The organism is Streptomyces sp. SID1328 (genome assembly GCF_009865595.1).
Lineage (GTDB): Bacteria > Actinomycetota > Actinomycetes > Streptomycetales > Streptomycetaceae > Streptomyces > Streptomyces griseoluteus.
On the sequence record NZ_WWKH01000265.1, the window covers coordinates 1 to 19,552 of the forward strand.

General features: G+C 70.7%; 15 protein-coding genes. 9 read left to right on the plus strand and 6 right to left on the minus strand.

All coding sequences use genetic code 11. The features are described 5' to 3' along the window. Positions 1–171 precede the first annotated feature (171 nt). Positions 172–1,074: a tRNA (adenine-N1)-methyltransferase gene (locus GT030_RS07600; protein WP_030812697.1), complete on the minus strand. Its 903-nt coding sequence runs from the start codon at positions 1,072–1,074 to the stop codon at positions 172–174. 53 nt (positions 1,075–1,127) lie between these two features. Next, positions 1,128–2,513, minus strand: coding sequence for a site-2 protease family protein (locus GT030_RS37065; protein WP_161200419.1), 1,386 nt, complete (start codon positions 2,511–2,513; stop codon positions 1,128–1,130). A gap of 289 nt (positions 2,514–2,802) precedes the next feature. Here GT030_RS37065 and GT030_RS07610 point away from each other — a divergent pair, with 289 nt between their 5' ends. Further along, on the plus strand, positions 2,803–3,609 hold the full coding sequence (locus tag GT030_RS07610) for a PD-(D/E)XK nuclease family protein (RefSeq protein WP_237522251.1): 807 nt from the start codon (positions 2,803–2,805) through the stop codon (positions 3,607–3,609). Between the two features lie 15 nt (positions 3,610–3,624). Further along, complete coding sequence (locus tag GT030_RS07615) at positions 3,625–4,296, plus strand: response regulator transcription factor (RefSeq protein ID WP_030812688.1); 672 nt, start codon at positions 3,625–3,627, stop codon at positions 4,294–4,296. 61 nt (positions 4,297–4,357) lie between these two features. Here GT030_RS07615 and GT030_RS07620 read toward each other — a convergent pair whose 3' ends face one another. The 4 genes from GT030_RS07620 to metH all read right to left on the minus strand — a co-directional run bounded on the left by GT030_RS07620 (position 4,358) and on the right by metH (position 12,402). Further along, positions 4,358–5,938 carry an ABC transporter substrate-binding protein gene (locus tag GT030_RS07620; protein WP_161200421.1) on the minus strand — a complete coding sequence of 527 codons (1,581 nt, stop codon included), beginning with the start codon at positions 5,936–5,938 and terminating at the stop codon, positions 4,358–4,360. 63 nt (positions 5,939–6,001) lie between these two features. Continuing rightward, positions 6,002–7,606, minus strand: coding sequence for an ABC transporter substrate-binding protein (locus tag GT030_RS07625; RefSeq protein WP_161200422.1), 1,605 nt, complete (start codon positions 7,604–7,606; stop codon positions 6,002–6,004). A gap of 435 nt (positions 7,607–8,041) precedes the next feature. Continuing rightward, positions 8,042–8,743 (minus strand): HAD family phosphatase, encoded by a 702-nt coding sequence (locus GT030_RS07630; protein ID WP_161200423.1) that lies wholly within the window; start codon positions 8,741–8,743, stop codon positions 8,042–8,044. Between the two features lie 140 nt (positions 8,744–8,883). Next, complete coding sequence (gene metH / locus GT030_RS07635; protein ID WP_161200424.1) at positions 8,884–12,402, minus strand: methionine synthase; 3,519 nt, start codon at positions 12,400–12,402, stop codon at positions 8,884–8,886. 292 nt (positions 12,403–12,694) lie between these two features. Between metH and GT030_RS07640 the strand changes: the two genes are divergently transcribed. The 7 genes from GT030_RS07640 to GT030_RS07665 all read left to right on the plus strand — a co-directional run bounded on the left by GT030_RS07640 (position 12,695) and on the right by GT030_RS07665 (position 19,513). Beyond that, entirely contained in the window at positions 12,695–13,459 is a 765-nt protein-coding gene (locus GT030_RS07640; RefSeq protein ID WP_161200425.1) for an IclR family transcriptional regulator, read from the plus strand. Between the two features lie 219 nt (positions 13,460–13,678). Further along, positions 13,679–14,470, plus strand: coding sequence for an MIP/aquaporin family protein (locus tag GT030_RS07645; protein WP_161200426.1), 792 nt, complete (start codon positions 13,679–13,681; stop codon positions 14,468–14,470). 88 nt (positions 14,471–14,558) lie between these two features. Further along, a complete protein-coding gene (glpK, locus tag GT030_RS07650; RefSeq protein WP_161200427.1) occupies positions 14,559–16,097 on the plus strand; it encodes a glycerol kinase GlpK in 1,539 nt (512 codons plus the stop codon). Between the two features lie 40 nt (positions 16,098–16,137). After that, positions 16,138–17,757: a glycerol-3-phosphate dehydrogenase/oxidase gene (locus GT030_RS07655; protein ID WP_161200428.1), complete on the plus strand. Its 1,620-nt coding sequence runs from the start codon at positions 16,138–16,140 to the stop codon at positions 17,755–17,757. A 309-nt stretch (positions 17,758–18,066) separates the two neighbouring features. Continuing rightward, positions 18,067–18,222 carry a hypothetical protein gene (locus GT030_RS35510; RefSeq protein ID WP_202459812.1) on the plus strand — a complete coding sequence of 52 codons (156 nt, stop codon included), beginning with the start codon at positions 18,067–18,069 and terminating at the stop codon, positions 18,220–18,222. A 6-nt stretch (positions 18,223–18,228) separates the two neighbouring features. Further along, a complete protein-coding gene (locus GT030_RS35515; RefSeq protein WP_202459813.1) occupies positions 18,229–18,423 on the plus strand; it encodes a hypothetical protein in 195 nt (64 codons plus the stop codon). A 94-nt stretch (positions 18,424–18,517) separates the two neighbouring features. Further along, positions 18,518–19,513 (plus strand): PAC2 family protein, encoded by a 996-nt coding sequence (locus GT030_RS07665; protein ID WP_161200429.1) that lies wholly within the window; start codon positions 18,518–18,520, stop codon positions 19,511–19,513. Positions 19,514–19,552: the final 39 nt, after the last annotated feature.

Here is a 19,552-nt window from a genome sequence, read left to right on the forward strand (position 1 = left end):
GTCACACGTCACGGTGGGTGGGAACGGCGGGGGCGGGTGCGGATCCGGCGGGGTGCGGGGGTGTCTTTCGCACGTCGTCTGCGAGGGGGAAACGCGAGGGCGCCGTGCCCCTGGTTCCCGTGGCGGGAGGTGGGGGCACGGCGCCCTGGTGTGGTGCGGGGTGGGTGCGGGTCAGCGGCCCGCGCCGCCGTCGGCGTTGGGGCCGGCGTAGTCCTCGCCGTAGGCGCCCTTGGCGGGGCGGCGGCGGCGCATGGGCGGCTCGACGCCGTCGGCGAGGCGGCGGGCGGTGAGCAGGAAGCCGGTGTGGCCGATCATGCGGTGGTCCGGGCGGACGGCCAGGCCCTCGATGTGCCAGTTGCGGATCATCGTCTCCCAGGCGGTCGGCTCGTTGAAGCAGCCGATCTCGCGGATGGACTCGACGGTCCGGGCGAGCTGGGTGGTGGTGGCGACGTAGGCGCAGAGGATGCCGCCGGGGACGAGGGCCTTGGAGACGGCCTCAAGGCATTCCCAGGGGGCGAGCATGTCGAGGATGACGCGGTCGACGTCGGTGTCGGACAGGTTGTCCTGGAGGTCGCCGACGGTGAGCTGCCAGGCGGGGTGTTCGCCGCCGAAGTAGCGCTCGACGTTCTGCTTGGCGATCTCGGCGAAGTCCTCGCGGCGCTCGTAGGAGTGCAGCATGCCCTGGTCGCCGATGGCGCGCAGCAGGAAGCTGCTCAGCGAGCCGGAGCCCACGCCCGCTTCGACGACGCGGGCGCCGGGGAAGATGTCGGCGAAGGCCAGGATCTGCCCCGCGTCCTTGGGGTAGACCACGGCGGCGCCGCGGGGCATGGACAGGACGTAGTCGGGGAGCAGGGGGCGCAGCGCGAGGTAGGCGACGTTGCCGGTGGTGCGGACAACGCTGCCCTCGGGAGCGCCGATCAGTTCGTCGTGCGGGAAGGAGCCCTTGTGGGTGTGGAAGTTCTTCCCGGCTTCGAGCGTGAACGTGTAGTGGCGGCCCTTGGGGTCGGTCAGCTGAACCTGGTCCCCGACCTTGAAGGGCCCGCGCCTGCGGGCGGCACCGGTCGGTTCGGACATGTGACCAGCCTACCGGCAGGAGAAGGGGGCGCCGACCACGCTCCCTGGTACCGCTAGGAGGGTCGAGCCATGGCCTTCACGAAGGCGCGCTCCACGTCGGCCGCCGAGAGGACGCCGTAGATCTCGCCGGTGTTCTCGACGACCAGGTACTCGGTCGCGGGGGTGGCGCGGAGGGTGTCCAGGAGTTCCTCGCCGGAGAGTTCGGCGGAGACGCGCATGCCGTCGGTGAGGTCCTGGGCCAGTTCGCTGACGGGCACCCAGGGGCGGCGGTGTTCGGGGACGCCGACGATGGCGGCCTCGCGGACGAGGGAGAGGGGGGTGCCGTCGGCGTCGACGACGACGAGGGCGCGGGCGCCGGCGGCGTTGGCGCGGCGCAGGCCCTCGGAGAGGGGGGTGTCGCTCTGGACGGGGACGGCCCGGCGGGTGAGGGTGCGGGCGCGGAGGTCGGGGAGGTGTTCGCGCAGCCGGGCCATGCGGAGGCTGTTGCCGGCGCCGGTCCAGATGATGGCGGCGAGGATCGCGGCGAGCAGGGCGTCGGTGACGGTGTCCATGCCGCTGACGTCCCGGTCGCCGCCGAGGGAGCCGGACTGGTTGAGCAGGGGCAGTCCGATGAGGACGGAGACGGCGAGGGCGCGGCCGACCCAGGCGGCGGCGACGGTGCCGGTCATGGGGCGGCCGGTGATCTTCCAGACGACGGCGCGGAGCATGCGGCCGCCGTCGAGCGGGAGGCCGGGCAGCAGGTTGAAGATGGCGACGATCAGGTTGGAGATCATCAGCCCGGCGAGGAGGACGCCGGGTACGGTGCCGGGTTCGACGGGTTTGAGGGCGAGGTAGAAGAGTCCGGCGAGGGCGAGGGACAGCAGGGGCCCGACGAAGGCGAGGACGAATTCGCGGCCCGGTGTCTCCGCTTCCTTCTCGATCTCGGAGACGCCGCCGAAGAACTGGAGCTGGATGCGGCGGACGGGGAGTTTGAAGCGGAGGGCGGCGAGGGTGTGCGCGAGTTCGTGGACGAGGACGGAGGCGTAGAAGGCGACCGCGAAGAAGAGGGAGACGAGGTAGCGCAGGGCGCCGAGTTCGGGCAGGACGCGGTCGAGCTGGCCGCCGAAGACCCAGGTGATGAGGGCGGCGACGAGGAACCAGCTCGGGGCGACGTAGACGGGTACGCCGAAGGGGCGGCCCATGAGGATGCCGCCGCCGGGTTCCTTGGGGCGCTCGGGGGGCGGGTCGGTGCGGGCGATGCCGGCGTGGGCGAGGGAGCGGTGCTCGTGCTCGGTACGGTCGGCGGTGCCGTCGGGTCCGGGCTTGCCGGGATGACCCTGATCGCGTGCGGACTCGTGGCCGGGGTCGTGTTCCGGGTTCGGGGTGGGAGGCGCTGGGGGGTGGTCGGCCGGGTGGTTCTCGTCCGGCTGCGGCTGCCCGTTCCCGCCGGTCACGTCCACGGTGTCCCCATCGTTCGAAGCGTCTTCCGCGCGTGGCCGGGCGGAAGGGTCTCGGGTCGATGGTATGCGGCCCGGGTGGCGCGGTCCGCTCCGGCACCCTGGTGTGGAGGGGGCGTGAGGTGCGCGGCTGGGTCGCTGTCGGTGCCGGGCCGTATGGTCTTGGGTCATGGAGAGCAGCGGTGTGGAGAGTGCCCCCGAGGGCGTTTCGGGTGGCGAGGGCGGCGCGGAGGGTGTCGCGCGGGTCGCCGTGGCGCCGTCGTCGCTGTCTCCGTCGCGGGCGAGCGATTTCATGCGGTGCCCGTTGCTGTACCGGTTCCGGGTGATCGACCGGCTGCCGGAGAAGCCGAGTGAGGCTGCGACGCGGGGCACGCTGGTGCACGCGGTGCTGGAGCGGCTGTTCGACGCGCCGGCCGCGGAGCGTACGGCGCCGGCGGCGAAGTCGTTGATCCCGGCGCAGTGGGACCGGCTGCGGGAGAGCCGGCCGGAGGTCTCGGAGCTGTTCGAGGGTGATCCGGAGGGCGAGCGGCTGGCGCGCTGGCTGGGTGAGGCGGAGCGGCTGGTGGAGCGCTGGTTCTCGCTGGAGGACCCGACGCGGCTGGAGCCGGCCGAGCGCGAGATGTTCGTGGAGACGGAGCTGGATTCGGGGCTGCGGCTGCGCGGGATCATCGACCGGGTGGATGTGGCGCCGACGGGTGAGGTGCGCATCGTCGACTACAAGACGGGGAAGGCGCCGCGCCCGGAGTACGCGGAGGACGCGCTGTTCCAGATGAAGTTCTACGCGCTGGTGGTGTGGCGGCTGAAGCGGGTGGTGCCGCGCCGGCTGCAGCTGGTGTATCTCGGCAGTGGTGATGTGCTGACGTACGACCCGGTCCCGGCGGATCTGGAGCGGGTGGAGCGGAAGCTGCTGGCGTTGTGGGCGGCGATCCGGGAGGCGACGGAGTCGGGGGTGTGGCGGCCGCGGCCGACGAAGCTGTGCGGCTGGTGCGATCACCAGGCGGTGTGTCCGGAGTTCGGGGGTACTCCCCCGCCGTATCCGCTCGCCGTGAGGGCGGCGGAGTCGGGCGCGCAGGGCGCGGGCAGAATGGGGCCGGTCTAGCGAAGGAGTTCTCAGGTGGCCATCCGCGTCCTTTTGGTCGATGACCAGCCGCTGTTGCGTACCGGGTTCCGGATGATTCTGGAGGCGGAGCCGGACCTGGCGGTCGTCGGTGAGGCCGGTGACGGTCTGCAGGCGCTCGATCAGGTGCGTGCGCTGCAGCCGGATGTCGTGCTGATGGACATCCGGATGCCCCGGATGGACGGGGTGGAGGCGACCCGGCAGATCACGGGGCCGGAGCGGGACGGTCCGGCGAAGGTGCTGGTGCTGACGACGTTCGATCTGGACGAGTACGTGGTGGAGGCGCTCCGGGCGGGGGCGAGCGGGTTCCTGCTGAAGGACGCTCCGGCGGACGAGCTGGTGCAGGCGATCCGGGTGGTGGCGGCGGGCGAGGCGATGCTGGCGCCGAGCATCACGCGGCGGCTGCTGGACAAGTACGCGACGCATCTGCCGTCGGGCGAGGAGCCGGCGCCGAGCACGCTGCACACGCTGACGGACCGTGAGGTGGAGGTGCTGAAGCTGGTGGCGCGGGGGCTGTCGAACGCGGAGATCGCGGCGGATCTGTTCGTGAGCGAGACGACGGTGAAGACCCATGTGGGGCATGTGCTGACGAAGCTGGGCCTGAGGGACCGGGTGCAGGCGGCGGTGTACGCCTATGAGAGCGGTCTGGTGCGGCCGGGCGCGCAGTAGACACGGCTTCGAGGGCGCCCTTCCTGTGGGAGGGGCGCCCTCGGTGTTCCCTGGCGGGGGTTCAGCTCTTGCTGAGCTCCCAGAAGCGGAAGACGGTGGAGGCGTCGAGGCAGTACTCGAGGCCGTAGACGCCGTCCCGGACGACGGCGTACTGCTTGGCCTGCCAGACGGGGAGGATGGGCAGTTCGTCGGCGACGATGTCCTGGACCTGCGCGAAGTCCTTGTCGGTGGCCGCGCGGTCGCTCTGGGCGGCGGTGGCCGGGAGCAGGGTGCCGGTGAGGCGGCTGTTGTCGTAGTGGTTGGAGAGCACGTTGCCCTTGCCGAAGAAGGGCGCGGTGAAGTTGTCGGCGTCCGGGTAGTCGGGCACCCAGCCCTTGACGTAGACGCCGTACTTGCCGGCGGCGATGTCCTTCTCGTACTGGCCGAAGGGGACGGACTTGACGTCGGCTTCGAAGAGGCCGCTGGCGTTGAGCTGTCCGGCGACGGCGCGGAGTTCGGCGTCGGTGGCGGGGCCGTAGCGGGCGGGGGTGGACCAGAGGGTCAGCCTGACCTTGCCGGTGATGCCGTCGGCGTGCAGGTCCTGGGCGGCCTTGGTTCTGGAGGGGCGGGCGCCGTAGGTGTCGAAGAAGGCGGTGTTGTGGCCGATGATGCCGGCCGGGATGATCGAGTACAGCGGGGTGGCGGTGCCCTGGTAGACGTTGTGGATGAGGGCGTCGCGGTCGAGCAGGTGGGCGATGGCCTTGCGTACGCCGAGCTTTCCGGCGACGGGGTCCTTCATGTTGAAGACGAGGTGCTGGACCTCGGCGCTGCTGCCCTCGATGACGTCGATGCCCTTGGTGCCTTCCTGGGCGTCGATGTCGGTGATGTCGGTGGCACTCAGGCCGCGGTAGGCGATGTCGATGTCGCCGCCGAGGAGGGCCTTCTTCAGGGCCTTCTGGTCGCCGTGGAAGAACTTGAGGGTGACGCCGGAGTTCTTGATGTCGGCGGTGCCCCGGTAGTGGGAGTTGACCGAGAAGACAGCCCGGCCCTTGTCGAAGGAGTCGAGCTTGTAGGGGCCGGAGCCGATGGCCTTCTTGTCGGTGCGCAGGGCGCCGGCGTCGTACTGGCGGTGGTCGACGATGGAGCCGGCGCCGGAGGCGATCTTGCTGGGGAAGGTCGCGTCGGGGGCGTTGAGGTGGAAGACGACCGTCTTGGCGTCGGGTGTCTCGACCCGCTCCAGCGTCGGGAACATGACAGCAGGACCGGCGGGGTCGTTGATCTTCAGCAGGCGGTCGAAAGAGAACTTGACGTCCTCGGAGGTGAGGGAGTCGCCGTTGCTGAACTTCAGGCCGGGCTTGAGTTCGCACCTGAAGAGGGTGGCCCGGGTGTCACCGAAGACGCAGGACTTGGCGAGTTCGGGCTGGGGCTGGGTGCCGCCGTTGGGGAAGCTGAGCAGCGACTGGAAGACGTTGTTGAACAGCAGCCAGGAGCCGGGGTCGTAGCCCGATGCCGGGTCGGTCGCCAGGACGTCGTCGGACATCCCCATCACCATGGCCTGACCGGTGCCCTCGGCATCGTCGGTCCCGGAGCCGCAGCCGGTCAACAGGCCGCAGGCCAGCCCCGCCACTACGGGCAGGACCGGCCACTGGGTGCTCATCTTCACAGCAGTGCCTTGTCGTCGGTTCGTGGCCCGGAGCCGCCGTCGCGGCTCCGGGTACGGGAGACGTCAGCCGCTCACACCACGGCCGAGCTCCCACAGCTGAAGCGTCGACGAGGAGTTCAGGGCGTACGAGGTGCCCGTGATGTCGTCCCGTGCGGCGACGTACTGCTTGCCCTGCCACAGCGGCAGCACGGGGACGTCCTCGGCGACGGTGTCCTGGATCTCGGTGAGGCTCTTGGCGGCGTCGAGGCGGTCGGCCTCGCGGCGGGACTCGGGGATCAGCGTCCGCTCGATCGTGCTGTTGGCGTACGGCGAGCCGAGGAAGTTGTCCTTGTCGAGGAACGGCGCCAGGAAGTTGTCGGCGTCGGGGAAGTCGGGGAACCAGCCCATGCCGTAGACGTCGTACTGGCCCTTCTGCTCCGCGGGGCGGAAGGTGGCCCAGGGGTGGCCCTGGATGGTGACGTCGAAGAGGCCGCTGTCGGTGAGCTGCTTCTGCAGGACCTCGAACTCCTGCTTGGTGGCGGAGCCGTAGTGGTCGGTGGTGTAGTGCAGCGTCAGCTTGAGCGGGGAGGTGACGCCGGCCTTGGCGAGCAGCAGCTTGGCCTTGGCGACGCTCGGGTCGCCGTACTTGTTGAAGAACGAGTTGGAGTGGCCGGTCAGGGTGGCGGGCACCAGGGAGTACAGCGGCTCGGCCTGGGTTCCGTAGACCTTGGAGACCAGTTCGCCGCGGTTGATGACCTGGGCGATGGCCTGGCGGACGGCCTTGTCCTTGACCGTCTGCGCGTTGGTGTTGAAGGCGAGGTAGCGGATCTCGAGACCCGGCATGTCGACGAGGTCGGCGTGCCCGTCGGAACCGCCGTCGAGCTTCTGGATCTGGCTCGGCGACATGGTGCGGCTCATGACGTCGATGTCGCCGCGGTCCAGGGCGGCGCCCATCGCGTCGGCGTCGTCGAAGGAGCGGATCTCCACCTTGTCGTTGTTCAGCTCGGAACTGCCCTTGTACGAGGGGTTCTTGGTGAACGTGGCGCTGACCATGGCGTCGCCCTTGAGCTGCGCCTTGAAGGTGTACGGGCCGGAGCCGTCGACCTCGAAGCCGTCGCGCAGCTTGTCCTTGGCGTAGTCCTTGGGGTTCACGATGCCCGCGACCGGGGTGGACAGCTTGAACGGGAAGGTGGCGTCGGCCGTCTTCAGGTGGAAGATGACCTCGCGGTCGCCCTGGGTCTCGACGGTGTCGATGGTGTTCAGCAGGGCGGCGACACCGCTGTCGGCCTCGAGCTTGATGGCGCGGTCGATGGAGAACTTCACATCGGCGGCGGTGACGGGGTCGCCGGAGGCGAACTTCAGGCCGCTGCGCAGCTTGCAGGCGTAGCGCTCGTTGCCGGTGTCGGTGAAGCTGCAGCTCTCGGCGGCCTCCGGGACGGGGCTGCCCTCGCCCTTGGGCTGGGTCATCAGCGTCTGCACGGTCTGACGCAGGATGTTCCAGGTGCCGACGTCGTAGGCGTAGGCGGGGTCGAGGGGCGCGGGGGCGTCGCTCGTGGCCGTGAACCTGTCCGTGGTGCCGACGACGATGGGGTCGCCGTTCTTGGCCCCACTGTCGGTTCCGCCGCACGCGGCGAGAACCGGCGTGAGCAGGCCGGCCACTGCCGGCAGCACCAGAGTCTTGCGGTTCATGCGGGACGTTCTCCAGAGCTGTTCGATTCCGTGAACCGGCAAGCTTCGGATGGGCGCGGCGGGTCACGGGGGTTGCTGCGATGTTGTCGCGTCGACATTAGTCCGCGCCCGCAGGGCGCTTCGCGGCCCCCGGAGTTGAGGGCTCATCACGCAGTGAAACCGGGTGTGGACGCACCGAAAAACCGACAGCGGCAGGATTCGTACAACGGTCCATCAATCGGGACACATGGGCCCGCGGACGGGGCGTTCGGCGCCGTTTTCTGCACACGTCGGGGGACGTTGTCGAGACCGGCTGGAGTGGCGAACGTCACAGTGTCAACTGCGGTCCAGGATACCGGAATTCACCCGGTTCGACGACCGGGGAATTTCCGCCGGGGCGCAGCTCCGGGGAATTGCGCCCCTGGTCAGCATTGTTTTCGCACGCTGGGTGAACGCCTAGTGCGTGAGCGTCATCAGGCCGCGCAGAAAAGACAGGTCGACCTGTTCCAGCGAGGGTACGACGGTGCGCCGTTCGGCCGGGACGATGGGGGCGATGGAGGGCACGGCGACCACGTGGCAGCCGGCGGCCTCGGCGGCGGCGACCCCGGTGGCGGTGTCCTCGATGACGGCGCAGCGGGCCGGGTCGGCGCCGAGTCCGGCGGCGGCCAGCAGGTAGGGGTCGGGGTGGGGCTTGGTGCGGGAGACCTCGTCGCCGCCGATGGAGAGGGAGAAGTGGTGCGGGCCGAGCGCGGTCAGCACACGGTCGATGATGCGCCGGTGGGAGGCGGAGACCAGGGCGGTCGGGATGTCGTGCTCGTGGAGTTCGGCGAGCAGCCGGGCGGCGCCGGGCATCAGCGGGAGATGGCTGCCGATCCGGGCCTCGAACCCGTCGTTGAGCAGGACGGAGAGTTCGGCGAGGGTGATGGCGGCGCCGGTGGCCTCGATGAGGAAGCCGGCGCTGCGGGTCATGGGGCCGCCGACGACGACGTGCCGCCAGGACTCGTCGAGGGTGTGCCCGAGGGCGGCGAAGACCTCGACCTCGACGTCCCACCAGAATCCCTCGGTGTCCACCAGGGTGCCGTCCATGTCGAGGAGGACCGCTTGCAGGGCGGACCCTTCGGCCGTACGGGTTCCGAGCGCGGGGACCGTGCTGGTCATCCGGGCGCACCTCCTTGAGGGACGATCAGGCCGGTTCCCTGAGAGGGAACCGGCCTGCGGTGGACCGACCAGCATACGTCGCTTGCGCCCGAAGCGCCTGTTGTGTGCGCGTGTCGCGCCGACCGGCCTGGTCAGCGTGGTCAGCGGGCGTTGAAGTACTTCGCCTCGGGGTGGTGGATGACGATGGCGTCGGTGGACTGCTCGGGGTGGAGCTGGAACTCCTCGGAGAGGTGGACGCCGATCCGCTCGGGCTGCAGCAGGTCCGCGATCTTGGCGCGGTCCTCCAGGTTGGGGCAGGCGCCGTAGCCGAGGGAGAAGCGGGCGCCCCGGTACTTCAGGGCGAACATGTCCTCGATGTCGGCGGGGTCCTCCCCGGCGAAGCCGAGTTCGGCGCGGACGCGGGCGTGCCAGTACTCGGCCAGCGCTTCGGCCAACTGGACGGAGAGGCCGTGCAGTTCCAGGTAGTCGCGGTAGGCGTTGGCCTCGAAGAGCTTGGCGGTCTCCTCGCCGATGCGGGAGCCGACGGTGACGACCTGGAGGCCGACGACGTCCCGCTCGCCGGACTCCTCCGGGCGGAAGTAGTCCGCGAGACAGAGCCGGCGGCCCCGGCGCTGGCGGGGGAAGGTGAAGCGGGTGCGTTCGTTGCCGTCCTCGTCGAGGATGATCAGGTCGTCGTCCTTGGAGACGCAGGGGAAGTAGCCGTGGACGACAGCGGCCTCCAGCAGGTTCTCCGTCTGGAGCCGGTCGAGCAGGCCGCGCAGCCGGGGGCGGCCCTCGGTCTCGGCCAGCTCCTCGTAGGAGGGGCCGTCGCCGGTGCGGGCCTGCTTGAGCCCCCACTGGCCCTTGAAGAGGGCGCCCTCGTCCAGCCAGGACGCGTACTCCTTGAGCTGGATGCCCTTGACCACACGGGTGCCCCAGAACGGCGGGGTGGGCACCGGGTTGTCGGTGCGCACGTCGGAGCGGACGTGGCCCTCCTGCGGGGTCTCCTCGGGGAGGTCGGCGACGGGGGTGGCGCGGGCCCGGCGCTGCTTCAGCTCGGGGAGCTGCGCGCCGGGCAGGCCGCGCTTGACGCCGATGAGGGCGTCCATCAGGCGCAGGCCCTCGAAGGCGTCGCGGGCGTAGCGGACCTCGCCCTCGTAGATCTCGTGGAGGTCCTGCTCGACGTAGGCGCGGGTGAGTGCGGCGCCGCCCAGGATCACCGGGTAGTCGGCGGCCATGCCGCGCTGGTTCAGCTCCTCCAGGTTCTCCTTCATGATCACCGTGGACTTGACCAGGAGGCCGGACATGCCGATGACGTCGGCGCGGTGCTCCTCGGCGGCGTCCAGGATCGCGGAGACGGGCTGCTTGATGCCGAGGTTGACGACGTTGTAGCCGTTGTTGGACAGGATGATGTCCACGAGGTTCTTGCCGATGTCGTGGACGTCGCCGCGCACGGTGGCCAGCACGATCGTGCCCTTGCCCTCGGCGTCGGACTTCTCCATGTGCGGTTCCAGGTGCGCGACGGCCGTCTTCATGACCTCGGCGGACTGGAGCACGAAGGGAAGCTGCATCTGGCCGGAGCCGAAGAGTTCACCGACGGTCTTCATGCCGTCGAGGAGGGTGTCGTTGACGATGTCGAGGGCGGGGCGGTCCTGGAGGGCCTCGTCCAGGTCGGCTTCGAGGCCGTTGCGCTCGCCGTCGACGATGCGGCGCTTGAGGCGCTCGTTCAGGGGCAGCGCGGCCAGTTCCTCGGCCTTGCCGGCGCGCAGCGACTTCGCGGTGGCGCCCTCGAAGAGCGCCATCAGCTTCTGCAGCGGGTCGTAGCCCTCGGCGCGGCGGTCGTGGATGAGGTCGAGGGCGGTCTGCACCTCCTCCTCGCTGAAGCGGGCGATGGGCAGGATCTTGGAGGCGTGCACGATGGCCGAGTCCAGGCCCGCCTTGACGCATTCGTCGAGGAAGACGGAGTTCAGCAGGATGCGGGCGGCCGGGTTGAGGCCGAAGGAGATGTTGGAGAGGCCGAGCGTGGTCTGGACGTCCGGGTGGCGCCGCTTGAGTTCGCGGATGGCCTCGATGGTGGCGATGCCGTCCTTGCGGGACTCCTCCTGACCGGTGCAGATGGTGAAGGTCAGGGTGTCGATGAGGATGTCCTCCTCGCGGATGCCCCAGTTCCCGGTGAGGTCGTCGATGAGCCGTTCGGCGATCTCGACCTTCTTCTGGGGGGTGCGGGCCTGGCCCTCCTCGTCGATGGTGAGCGCGATCAGGGCGGCGCCGTGCTCGCGGGCGAGCCGGGTGACCTTGGCGAAGCGGGAGTCGGGGCCGTCGCCGTCCTCGTAGTTCACCGAGTTGATCACCGCGCGGCCGCCGAGCTTCTCCAGGCCGGCCTGGATGACGTCGACCTCGGTGGAGTCGAGCACGATCGGCAGGGTGGAGGCGGTGGCGAGACGGCCGGCGAGTTCGGCCATGTCGGTGACGCCGTCGCGGCCGACGTAGTCCACGCAGAGGTCGAGCATGTGCGCGCCCTCGCGGATCTGCTCGCGGGCCAGCTCCACGCAGTCGTCCCAGCGGGCCTCCAGCATGGCCTCGCGGAACTTCTTCGAGCCGTTGGCGTTGGTGCGCTCGCCGATGGCGAGGTAGGAGGTGTCCTGGCGGAACGGCACGGACTGGTAGAGCGAGGCGGCGCCCGCCTCGGGCCGCGGCTGCCGTTCGGACGGGGTGAGGTCGCGGACCCGCTCGACGACCTGGCGCAGGTGCTCGGGCGTGGTGCCGCAGCAGCCGCCGACCAGCGAGAGGCCGTACTCGTGGACGAAGGTCTCCTGGGCGTCGGCCAGCTCGGGGGCGGTGAGCGGGTAGTGCGCGCCGTCCTTGCCGAGGACGGGGAGGCCGGCGTTGGGCATGCAGGCCAGCGGGATGCGGGCGTTGCGGGCGAGGTGGCGCAGGTGCTCGCTCATCTCGGCGGGGCCGGTGGCGCAGTTCAGGCCGATCATGTCGATGCCGAGGGGTTCCAGCGCGGTGAGCGCGGCGCCGATCTCGGAGCCGAGCAGCATGGTGCCGGTGGTCTCGACGGTCACCGAGACGATGACCGGCAGGTCGATGCCGAGGGCGTCCAGGCCCCGCCGGGCGCCGAGGACGGCGGCCTTGGTCTGGAGGAGGTCCTGGGTGGTCTCGATCAGCAGGGCGTCGGCGCCGCCGGTGACGAGTCCCTCGGCGTTCTGCTGATAGGCGTCGCGCAGGGTGGTGTACGGGGCGTGGCCGAGGGTGGGCAGCTTGGTACCGGGGCCCATGGAGCCGAGAACCCAGCGGGGGCGGCCGTCGCGTGCGGTGAACTCGTCGGCGACCTCGCGGGCGATGCGGGCACCGGACTCGGAGAGTTCGTGGACGCGCTCGGAGATGTCGTACTCGCCGAGGGCGGAGTGGTTCGCGCCGAAGGTGTTGGTCTCGACGCAGTCGACGCCGACCGCGAAGTACTCCTCGTGCACGGAGCGCACGATGTCGGGCCGGGTGAGGTTGAGGATCTCGTTGCAGCCCTCGAGCTGCTGGAAGTCGTCGAGCGTGGGTTCCTGGGCCTGGAGCATGGTGCCCATGGCTCCGTCGGCGACCACCACACGGGTGGCGAGGGCCTGACGGAGCGCGGACGCACGGGTCCGGCTGTCGGCGGAAGGGGACGTCGGCGACGAGGCCATGAAGGGGCTCCCTTGGATGCGACGGCTGTCGGCTATGCGCCCGCTCCGGCCGGGGCCGGGGTGGGGCACGGCGCCAGAGTAACCGCCAGTGGGCTTGGATGGGCACAGGCGTCCACGACACGGACGCGGATGGCGGAGTCCGGCCGGTGGGTGCGGTGGCCGGAACCCGACGGGTGTTCCGGCCTGGCCCTGCTCATTGGCGGGAGATCGACACGGACCGGTAATGTTCGGCATTGCCGAACGCGTGAGGGATGGCTCGGCGCTGGCCGATGCGGACGGAGGCAGGACGTCGATGGCACGGAACATCCAGTCGCTCGAACGGGCGGCCGCGATGCTGCGCCTGCTCGCGGGCGGCGAGCGGCGGCTCGGCCTCTCCGACATCGCCTCGTCGCTGGGCCTGGCCAAGGGCACCGCGCACGGCATCCTGCGCACCCTCCAGCACGAGGGCTTCGTGGAGCAGGACGAGGCCTCGGGCCGCTACCAGCTGGGCGCGGAGCTGCTGCGGCTGGGCACCACCTACCTGGACGTGCACGAGCTGCGCGCGCGAGCCCTGGTGTGGACCGACGACCTGGCCCGCTCCAGCGGGGAGAGCGTGTACCTGGGCGTGCTGCACCAGCAGGGCGTGCTGATCGTGCACCACGTCTTCCGCCCGGACGACAGCCGTCAGGTGCTGGAGATCGGGGCGATGCAGCCCCTGCACTCCACGGCGCTCGGCAAGGTGCTCTCGGCTTACGACCCGGTGGCCCACAGCGAGGCGCTGGACTCCTCCCGCAAGGCGTTCACCGACCGTACGGTGTGCGCGCCGGAGGAGTTCGAGCACGTCCTGGACCTCACGCGGGCGCGCGGGTACGCGGCCGACCTGGAGGAGACCTGGGAGGGCGTGGCGTCGATCGCCGCGCCGATCCACGACCGGCGCCGGATGCCGGTGGGCGCGGTGGGGATCGCCGGCGCCGTGGAGCGGCTGTGCCGGGACGGCGAGCCGCGTCCGGAGCTGATCGCGGCGGTGCGGGACTGCGCCCGCGCGGTCTCCCGCGACCTGGGCGCCGCCCGCTTCTGAGCACGGCCTTCCGCGGAGGGCCGGTCTGCTGTGCCCCCGTCCGTAACGATCCGGCGTTCTGTGCTTTTTTTCGCCCCCGGAACTCTTGACGCGTGCGCGCGCCGAAAGCGAGACTCCCGTCCATCGGTCGGCATTGTCGAACACCTATCGGTATTACGCGTTAGGGTGGGGCAGCGCCAAGGGCCGGGTTTCCCTGGACCAATGACAAAGGAGTCGCGGGTGTCCAGCTCCGACATCTTCATCGGCGAGACCATAGGTACCGCCGTTCTCATCCTGCTCGGCGGCGGTGTGTGTGCCGCCGTGACACTGAAGGCGTCCAAGGCGCGCGGCGCCGGATGGCTGGCCATCGCCTTCGGGTGGGGTTTCGCCGTTCTGACGGCCGTCTACACCTCGGCGCCCCTCTCCGGCGCGCATCTCAATCCGGCCGTGACCCTCGCGCTGGCGATCAAGGACCACGACTTCGACACGCTTCCCGCGTACTGGGGCGGCCAGTTGCTGGGCGCGATGATCGGCGCCACGCTGGTCTGGGTGGCCTACCTGGGCCAGTTCCGCGCCCACCTGACCGACCAGGAGATCGTCGGCGGGCCCGGCGCGCAGGACACGGTCAAGGCGGTCGAGGCCGAGGAGGCGGCCGCGGGCCCGGTACTGGGCATCTTCTCCACCGGTCCGGAGATCCGGAACGCGGTGCAGAACCTTCTGACGGAGATCATCGGCACGATCGTGCTGGTGCTGGCGGTCCTCACGCAGGGCCTGAACAACGAGGGCAACGGCCTGGGCCCGGTGGGCGCGCTGATCACGGCCCTGGTGGTCGTCTCGATCGGCCTGTCGCTCGGCGGTCCGACGGGGTACGCGATCAACCCGGCACGTGACCTGGGACCGCGCATCGTGCACGCGCTGCTGCCGCTGCCCAACAAGGGCGGTTCGGACTGGAGCTACGCATGGGTGCCGGTGGTCGGGCCGCTGATCGGCGGCGCGATCGCTGCGGGCCTCTACAACGTCGCTTTTGCTTGATGAGTAACGATTTGCGCGAAAAGCACCGATCATTCGAGTAAGCGCCGTACACACCGCCACCTCACCTCGGATCTCCCAGGAGCACAAAGTGACCGACGCCCACACCGCAGGCCCCTTCATCGCGGCGATCGACCAGGGCACGACCTCCTCGCGCTGCATCGTCTTCGACAAGGACGGCCGCATCGTCTCCGTCGATCAGAAGGAGCACGAGCAGATCTTCCCCAAGCCCGGCTGGGTCGAACACGACGCGAACGAGATCTGGACGAACGTCCAGGAGGTCGTCGCCTCCGCCATCGCCAAGGCGAACATCACGCGGGACGACATCAAGGCCATCGGCATCACCAACCAGCGCGAGACGACCGTGCTGTGGGACAAGAACACCGGTGAGCCCGTCCACAACGCCATCGTCTGGCAGGACACCCGTACCGACGCCCTCTGCCGCGAGCTGGGCCGCAACGTCGGCCAGGACCGCTTCCGCCGCGAGACCGGCCTGCCGCTGGCGTCCTACTTCGCCGGCCCCAAGGCCCGCTGGCTGCTGGACAACGTGGAGGGTCTGCGGGAGCGCGCCGAGGCCGGGGACATCCTCTTCGGCACCATGGACAGCTGGGTCATCTGGAACCTGACCGGCGGTGCCGACGGCGGCAAGCACGTCACCGACGTCACCAACGCCTCGCGCACCATGCTGATGAACCTGCACACCATGGAGTGGGACAAGAAGATCTGCGAGTCCATCGGGGTGCCGGAGCAGATGCTCCCCGAGATCCGCTCCTCCGCCGAGGTCTACGGCGAGATCACCGGCGGCAGCCTCGGCGACCTGCTCGGCGGCACCCCCGTCGCCTCCGCGCTCGGCGACCAGCAGGCGGCCCTGTTCGGCCAGACCTGCTTCTCCGAGGGCGAGACCAAGTCGACCTACGGCACCGGCACCTTCATGGTGATGAACACCGGCGAGAAGATCATCAACTCCTACGCCGGCCTGCTCACCACCGTCGGCTACAAGATCGGCGACAAGCCGACCGTGTACGCCCTGGAGGGCTCCATCGCCGTCACCGGCTCGCTGGTGCAGTGGATGCGCGACCAGATGGGCCTCATCTCCACCGCCGCCGAGATCGAGACCCTCGCGCTCTCGGTCGAGGACAACGGCGGCGCCTACTTCGTACCGGCCTTCTCCGGTCTGTTCGCCCCGCACTGGCGCTCCGACGCGCGCGGTGTGATCGCCGGCCTGACCCGGTACGTCACCAAGGCGCACCTCGCGCGCGCCGTCCTGGAGGCCACCGCCTGGCAGACGCGGGAGATCGCGGACGCCATGACGAAGGACTCCGGGGTCGAGCTGACCACGCTCAAGGTGGACGGCGGCATGACCGCGAACAACCTGCTGATGCAGCAGCTCGCGGACGTGCTCGACGCCCCCGTGGTGCGCCCGATGGTCGCCGAGACCACCTGTCTCGGTGCCGCCTACGCCGCCGGCCTCGCCGTCGGCTTCTGGTCCGGCACGGACGAGCTGCGCGCCAACTGGCGCCGGGCCGCCGAGTGGACCCCCCGCATGGACGCGGAGACCCGCGACCGTGAGTACAAGAACTGGCTCAAGGCCGTCGAACGGTCCATGGGCTGGCTCGAGGACGAGAGCTGACCCCCTAGGTCCGGCTCCGACGAGGAGTGAAGTACCCGACATGACCAGTCCCACCACCCTGCAGTCCGTACCTGCCCTGGGCACGCACCCGGCCTCCGGCTCCAACCCGAGCCGCGCCGAGACCCGGGAGCAGCTCGCGCGGGCGTCGTACGACCTCCTTGTGATCGGCGGCGGCATCCTGGGCATCTCCACCGCCTGGCACGCCGCGCAGTCCGGGCTCAGGGTGGCGCTGGTCGACGCCGGCGACTTCGCCGGAGCCACCTCGTCCGCCTCCTCCAAGCTGCTCCACGGCGGGCTCCGCTACCTCCAGACCGGCGCGGTGAAGCTGGTCGCGGAGAACCACTTCGAGCGGCGCGCGGTCTCCCGCCAGGTGGCCCCCCACCTGGCGAACCCGCTCACCTTCTACCTCCCGGTGTACAAGGGCGGCCCGCACAGCGCGGCCAAGCTCGGCGCGGGCGTGTTCGCCTACTCCGCGCTCTCCGCGTTCGGCGACGGCGTGGGGCACCTGCTCTCGCCGGCCAAGGCCGCGCAGGACGTGCCCGAGCTGCGTACCGACAACCTGAAGGCCGTGGCCGTGTACGGCGACGACCAGATGAACGACGCCCGCATGGCGCTGATGACGGTCCGCGCGGCCGTCGACGCGGGCACGGTCGTGCTGAACCACGCCGAGGTCACCGGGCTGCGCACCACGCGCGGCCGGGTCACCGGCGCCGAGCTGAAGGACCGGCTCACCGGCGAGGAGTTCGGCGTCGACGCCCGTCTGGTGCTGAACGCGACCGGCCCCTGGGTGGACCACCTGCGCCGGATGGAGGACCCGCACGCGGCCCCCTCGATCCGCCTGTCCAAGGGCGCGCACCTGGTCCTGAAGCGCACCGCCCCCTGGAAGGCGGCGCTGGCCACCCCGATCGACAAGTACCGCATCACCTTCGCCCTGCCCTGGGAGGACATGCTGCTGCTCGGCACCACCGACGAGGTGTACGAGGGCGACCCGGCGGACGTGTCGGTCACCGAGTCGGACATATCCCAGATCCTGGACGAGGCCGCGTTCTCCGTCCGGGACCAGCAGCTCCAGCGGGATCTGATCACCTACTCCTTCGCCGGGCTGCGGGTGCTGCCGGGCGGGCCCGGTGACACCGCGAAGGCCAAGCGGGAGACCGTGGTCACCGAGGGTCCGGGCGGGATGCTCTCGGTGGCGGGCGGCAAGTGGACGACGTTCCGGCACATCGGACGGACCGTGCTGAAGAAGCTGGAGGGGCTGCCGGGCCGCCCGCTCGGTGACGACTTCGAGCCGGTGTCGGAGCTGCCCAAGCGGCTGCCGCTGCCCGGTGTGGCCAACCCGCGCGCGGTCGAGCACCGGCTGCTGGTGGACCGTCCGGCGCCCGGTCCGCGCATGGGCGCCGACACCGCCCGCCACCTGGCCACCCACTACGGCTCGCTGGCCTTCGACATCGCCCGCCTGGCCAACGAGCACCCGGAGCTGGCCGAGCGGGTCCACCCCGACGCGCCGGAGATCTGGGCGCAGGTGGTCTGGGCCCGCGACCACGAGTGGGCCGAGACCCCGGACGACGTGCTGCGCCGCCGCACCACGCTCACCATCCGCGGCCTGGCCACGGACGAGGTGCGCGCGCAGGTGCGTGAGGTGCTCGACAAGAAGCAGTGACAGACGCGTCCCGGGGGCGGTTCCGTGTCGGCGGAACCGCCCCTCGCGCGTGTCCGCGCCTCCATCCGCCCCCGAACACTCCCGCGCGCTCCCTCGAACGTGTTTCAAAGTGTGCGTTTACCACCCCGTCTACGGTTAAAACGGATCTTTCCGACAACACTGGACCCGGCGGCAGTGGGACCGGCGAGAGCAGAGCGGGGCGTGGCCCAGGTGCGGGGAGCGGTCATATGCGAGGCGGATGGCACGCGGCGCGGACGCGGCGGCGCCTCGGCCTCGGGGCGTGCGGTGCCGCGCTCGCGGGGGTCCTGTGTGCCGGTGATGGTGCTGCCCGGCGACCGGGGCGGCCTGGCGCATGTCGGGACCCGGCTGTGGCTGCCGCTGGGCGCGGCCGCGCTGGCGCTGAGTGCCTGGGGGCGGTTCGCGGTGGCGCGGGTGTGGCTGGCGGTGACCGGGCGGCTGCCGTGACGGCTGATGGCGTTCCCGGAGGACGCCCACCGGCGGGGTGTGCTGCGCAGGTCGGGCGCGTGCTTCGAGTTCCGGCACCTGCGGCTCCAGTCGCACCTGGCGGGCGGCGGGGCCGGGGTGCGGGGCCAGGGCGGTCCGGTGGACGGCGCCTGGGAGCAGGCCCCGCCGCGGGGTGTTCGGGGCCGGGGTTCGGGGCAGTGATCCGTTCAGCCCCTTGTGAGGGGGCTGCTGAGGCTCCCGTAGGACGCCGTAAGGTTGGGTGGTCAGGCGAGAGCACGTCGGAAGGAGGCACTGGGTGATCGAGCTGGAGGGTGTTCGCGAGCTGATCGACCCAGTCATGGTGGCCGCGTTCGAGGGCTGGAACGATGCCGGTGACGCCGCCTCCACGGCGGTCGCGCATCTGGAACGCGAGTGGAAGGGCGAGGTGTTCGCGGCGCTGGACGCCGAGGACTACTACGACTTCCAGGTGAACCGCCCCACGGTCTTCATGGAAGGCGGCGTACGCAAGATCACCTGGCCGACGACCCGGCTGTCGGTGGTCCGCGTCGGCGGGGACAAGCCCCGTGACCTGGTGCTGGTGCGCGGCATCGAGCCGTCGATGCGCTGGCGCTCGTTCTGCAACGAACTGCTGGGCTTCGCCCACGAACTCGGCGTGGAGCTGGTGGTGATCCTGGGCGCGCTGCTCGGCGACACCCCGCACACCCGCCCGGTCCCGGTGAGCGGGGTCACCTCGGACGGTGACCTGGCGCGCCGGATGAACCTGGAGGAGACCAAGTACGAGGGCCCGACGGGCATCGTCGGGGTGCTCCAGGAGGCGTGCACGCACGCCGGGGTGCCCGCGGTGTCGCTGTGGGCGGCGGTGCCGCACTACGTCTCCCAGCCGCCCAACCCCAAGGCCACGCTGGCGCTGCTGAACCGTCTCGAGGACCTGCTCGACCTGCGTGTACCGCAGGGGGAGCTGCCCGAGGACGCGCGTGCCTGGCAGACGGGCGTGGACCAGCTGGCGGCCGAGGACAGCGAGGTCGCCGAGTACGTGCAGACGCTGGAGGAGGCCCGCGACACCGCCGAGCTGCCGGAGGCGTCCGGCGAGGCCATCGCGCGCGAGTTCGAGCGGTACCTGCGCCGCCGGGACGTCGGCGGCCCCGGCGGCCACGCCACGGCGGACGGTTCGGAGGGCGGGCCGTACCGACGGGACACGCCGAGCGGCCGTACCCGTCCGCCCAAGCCCCCGAAGCCGGAGGCGCCGGGCGCGTCCGAGGGCGGCGACGAGCCGGACGGCTCGGAGGACTGAGAAAGCGGGGGCGGTACCCGGCCGGGTACCGCCCCCGCT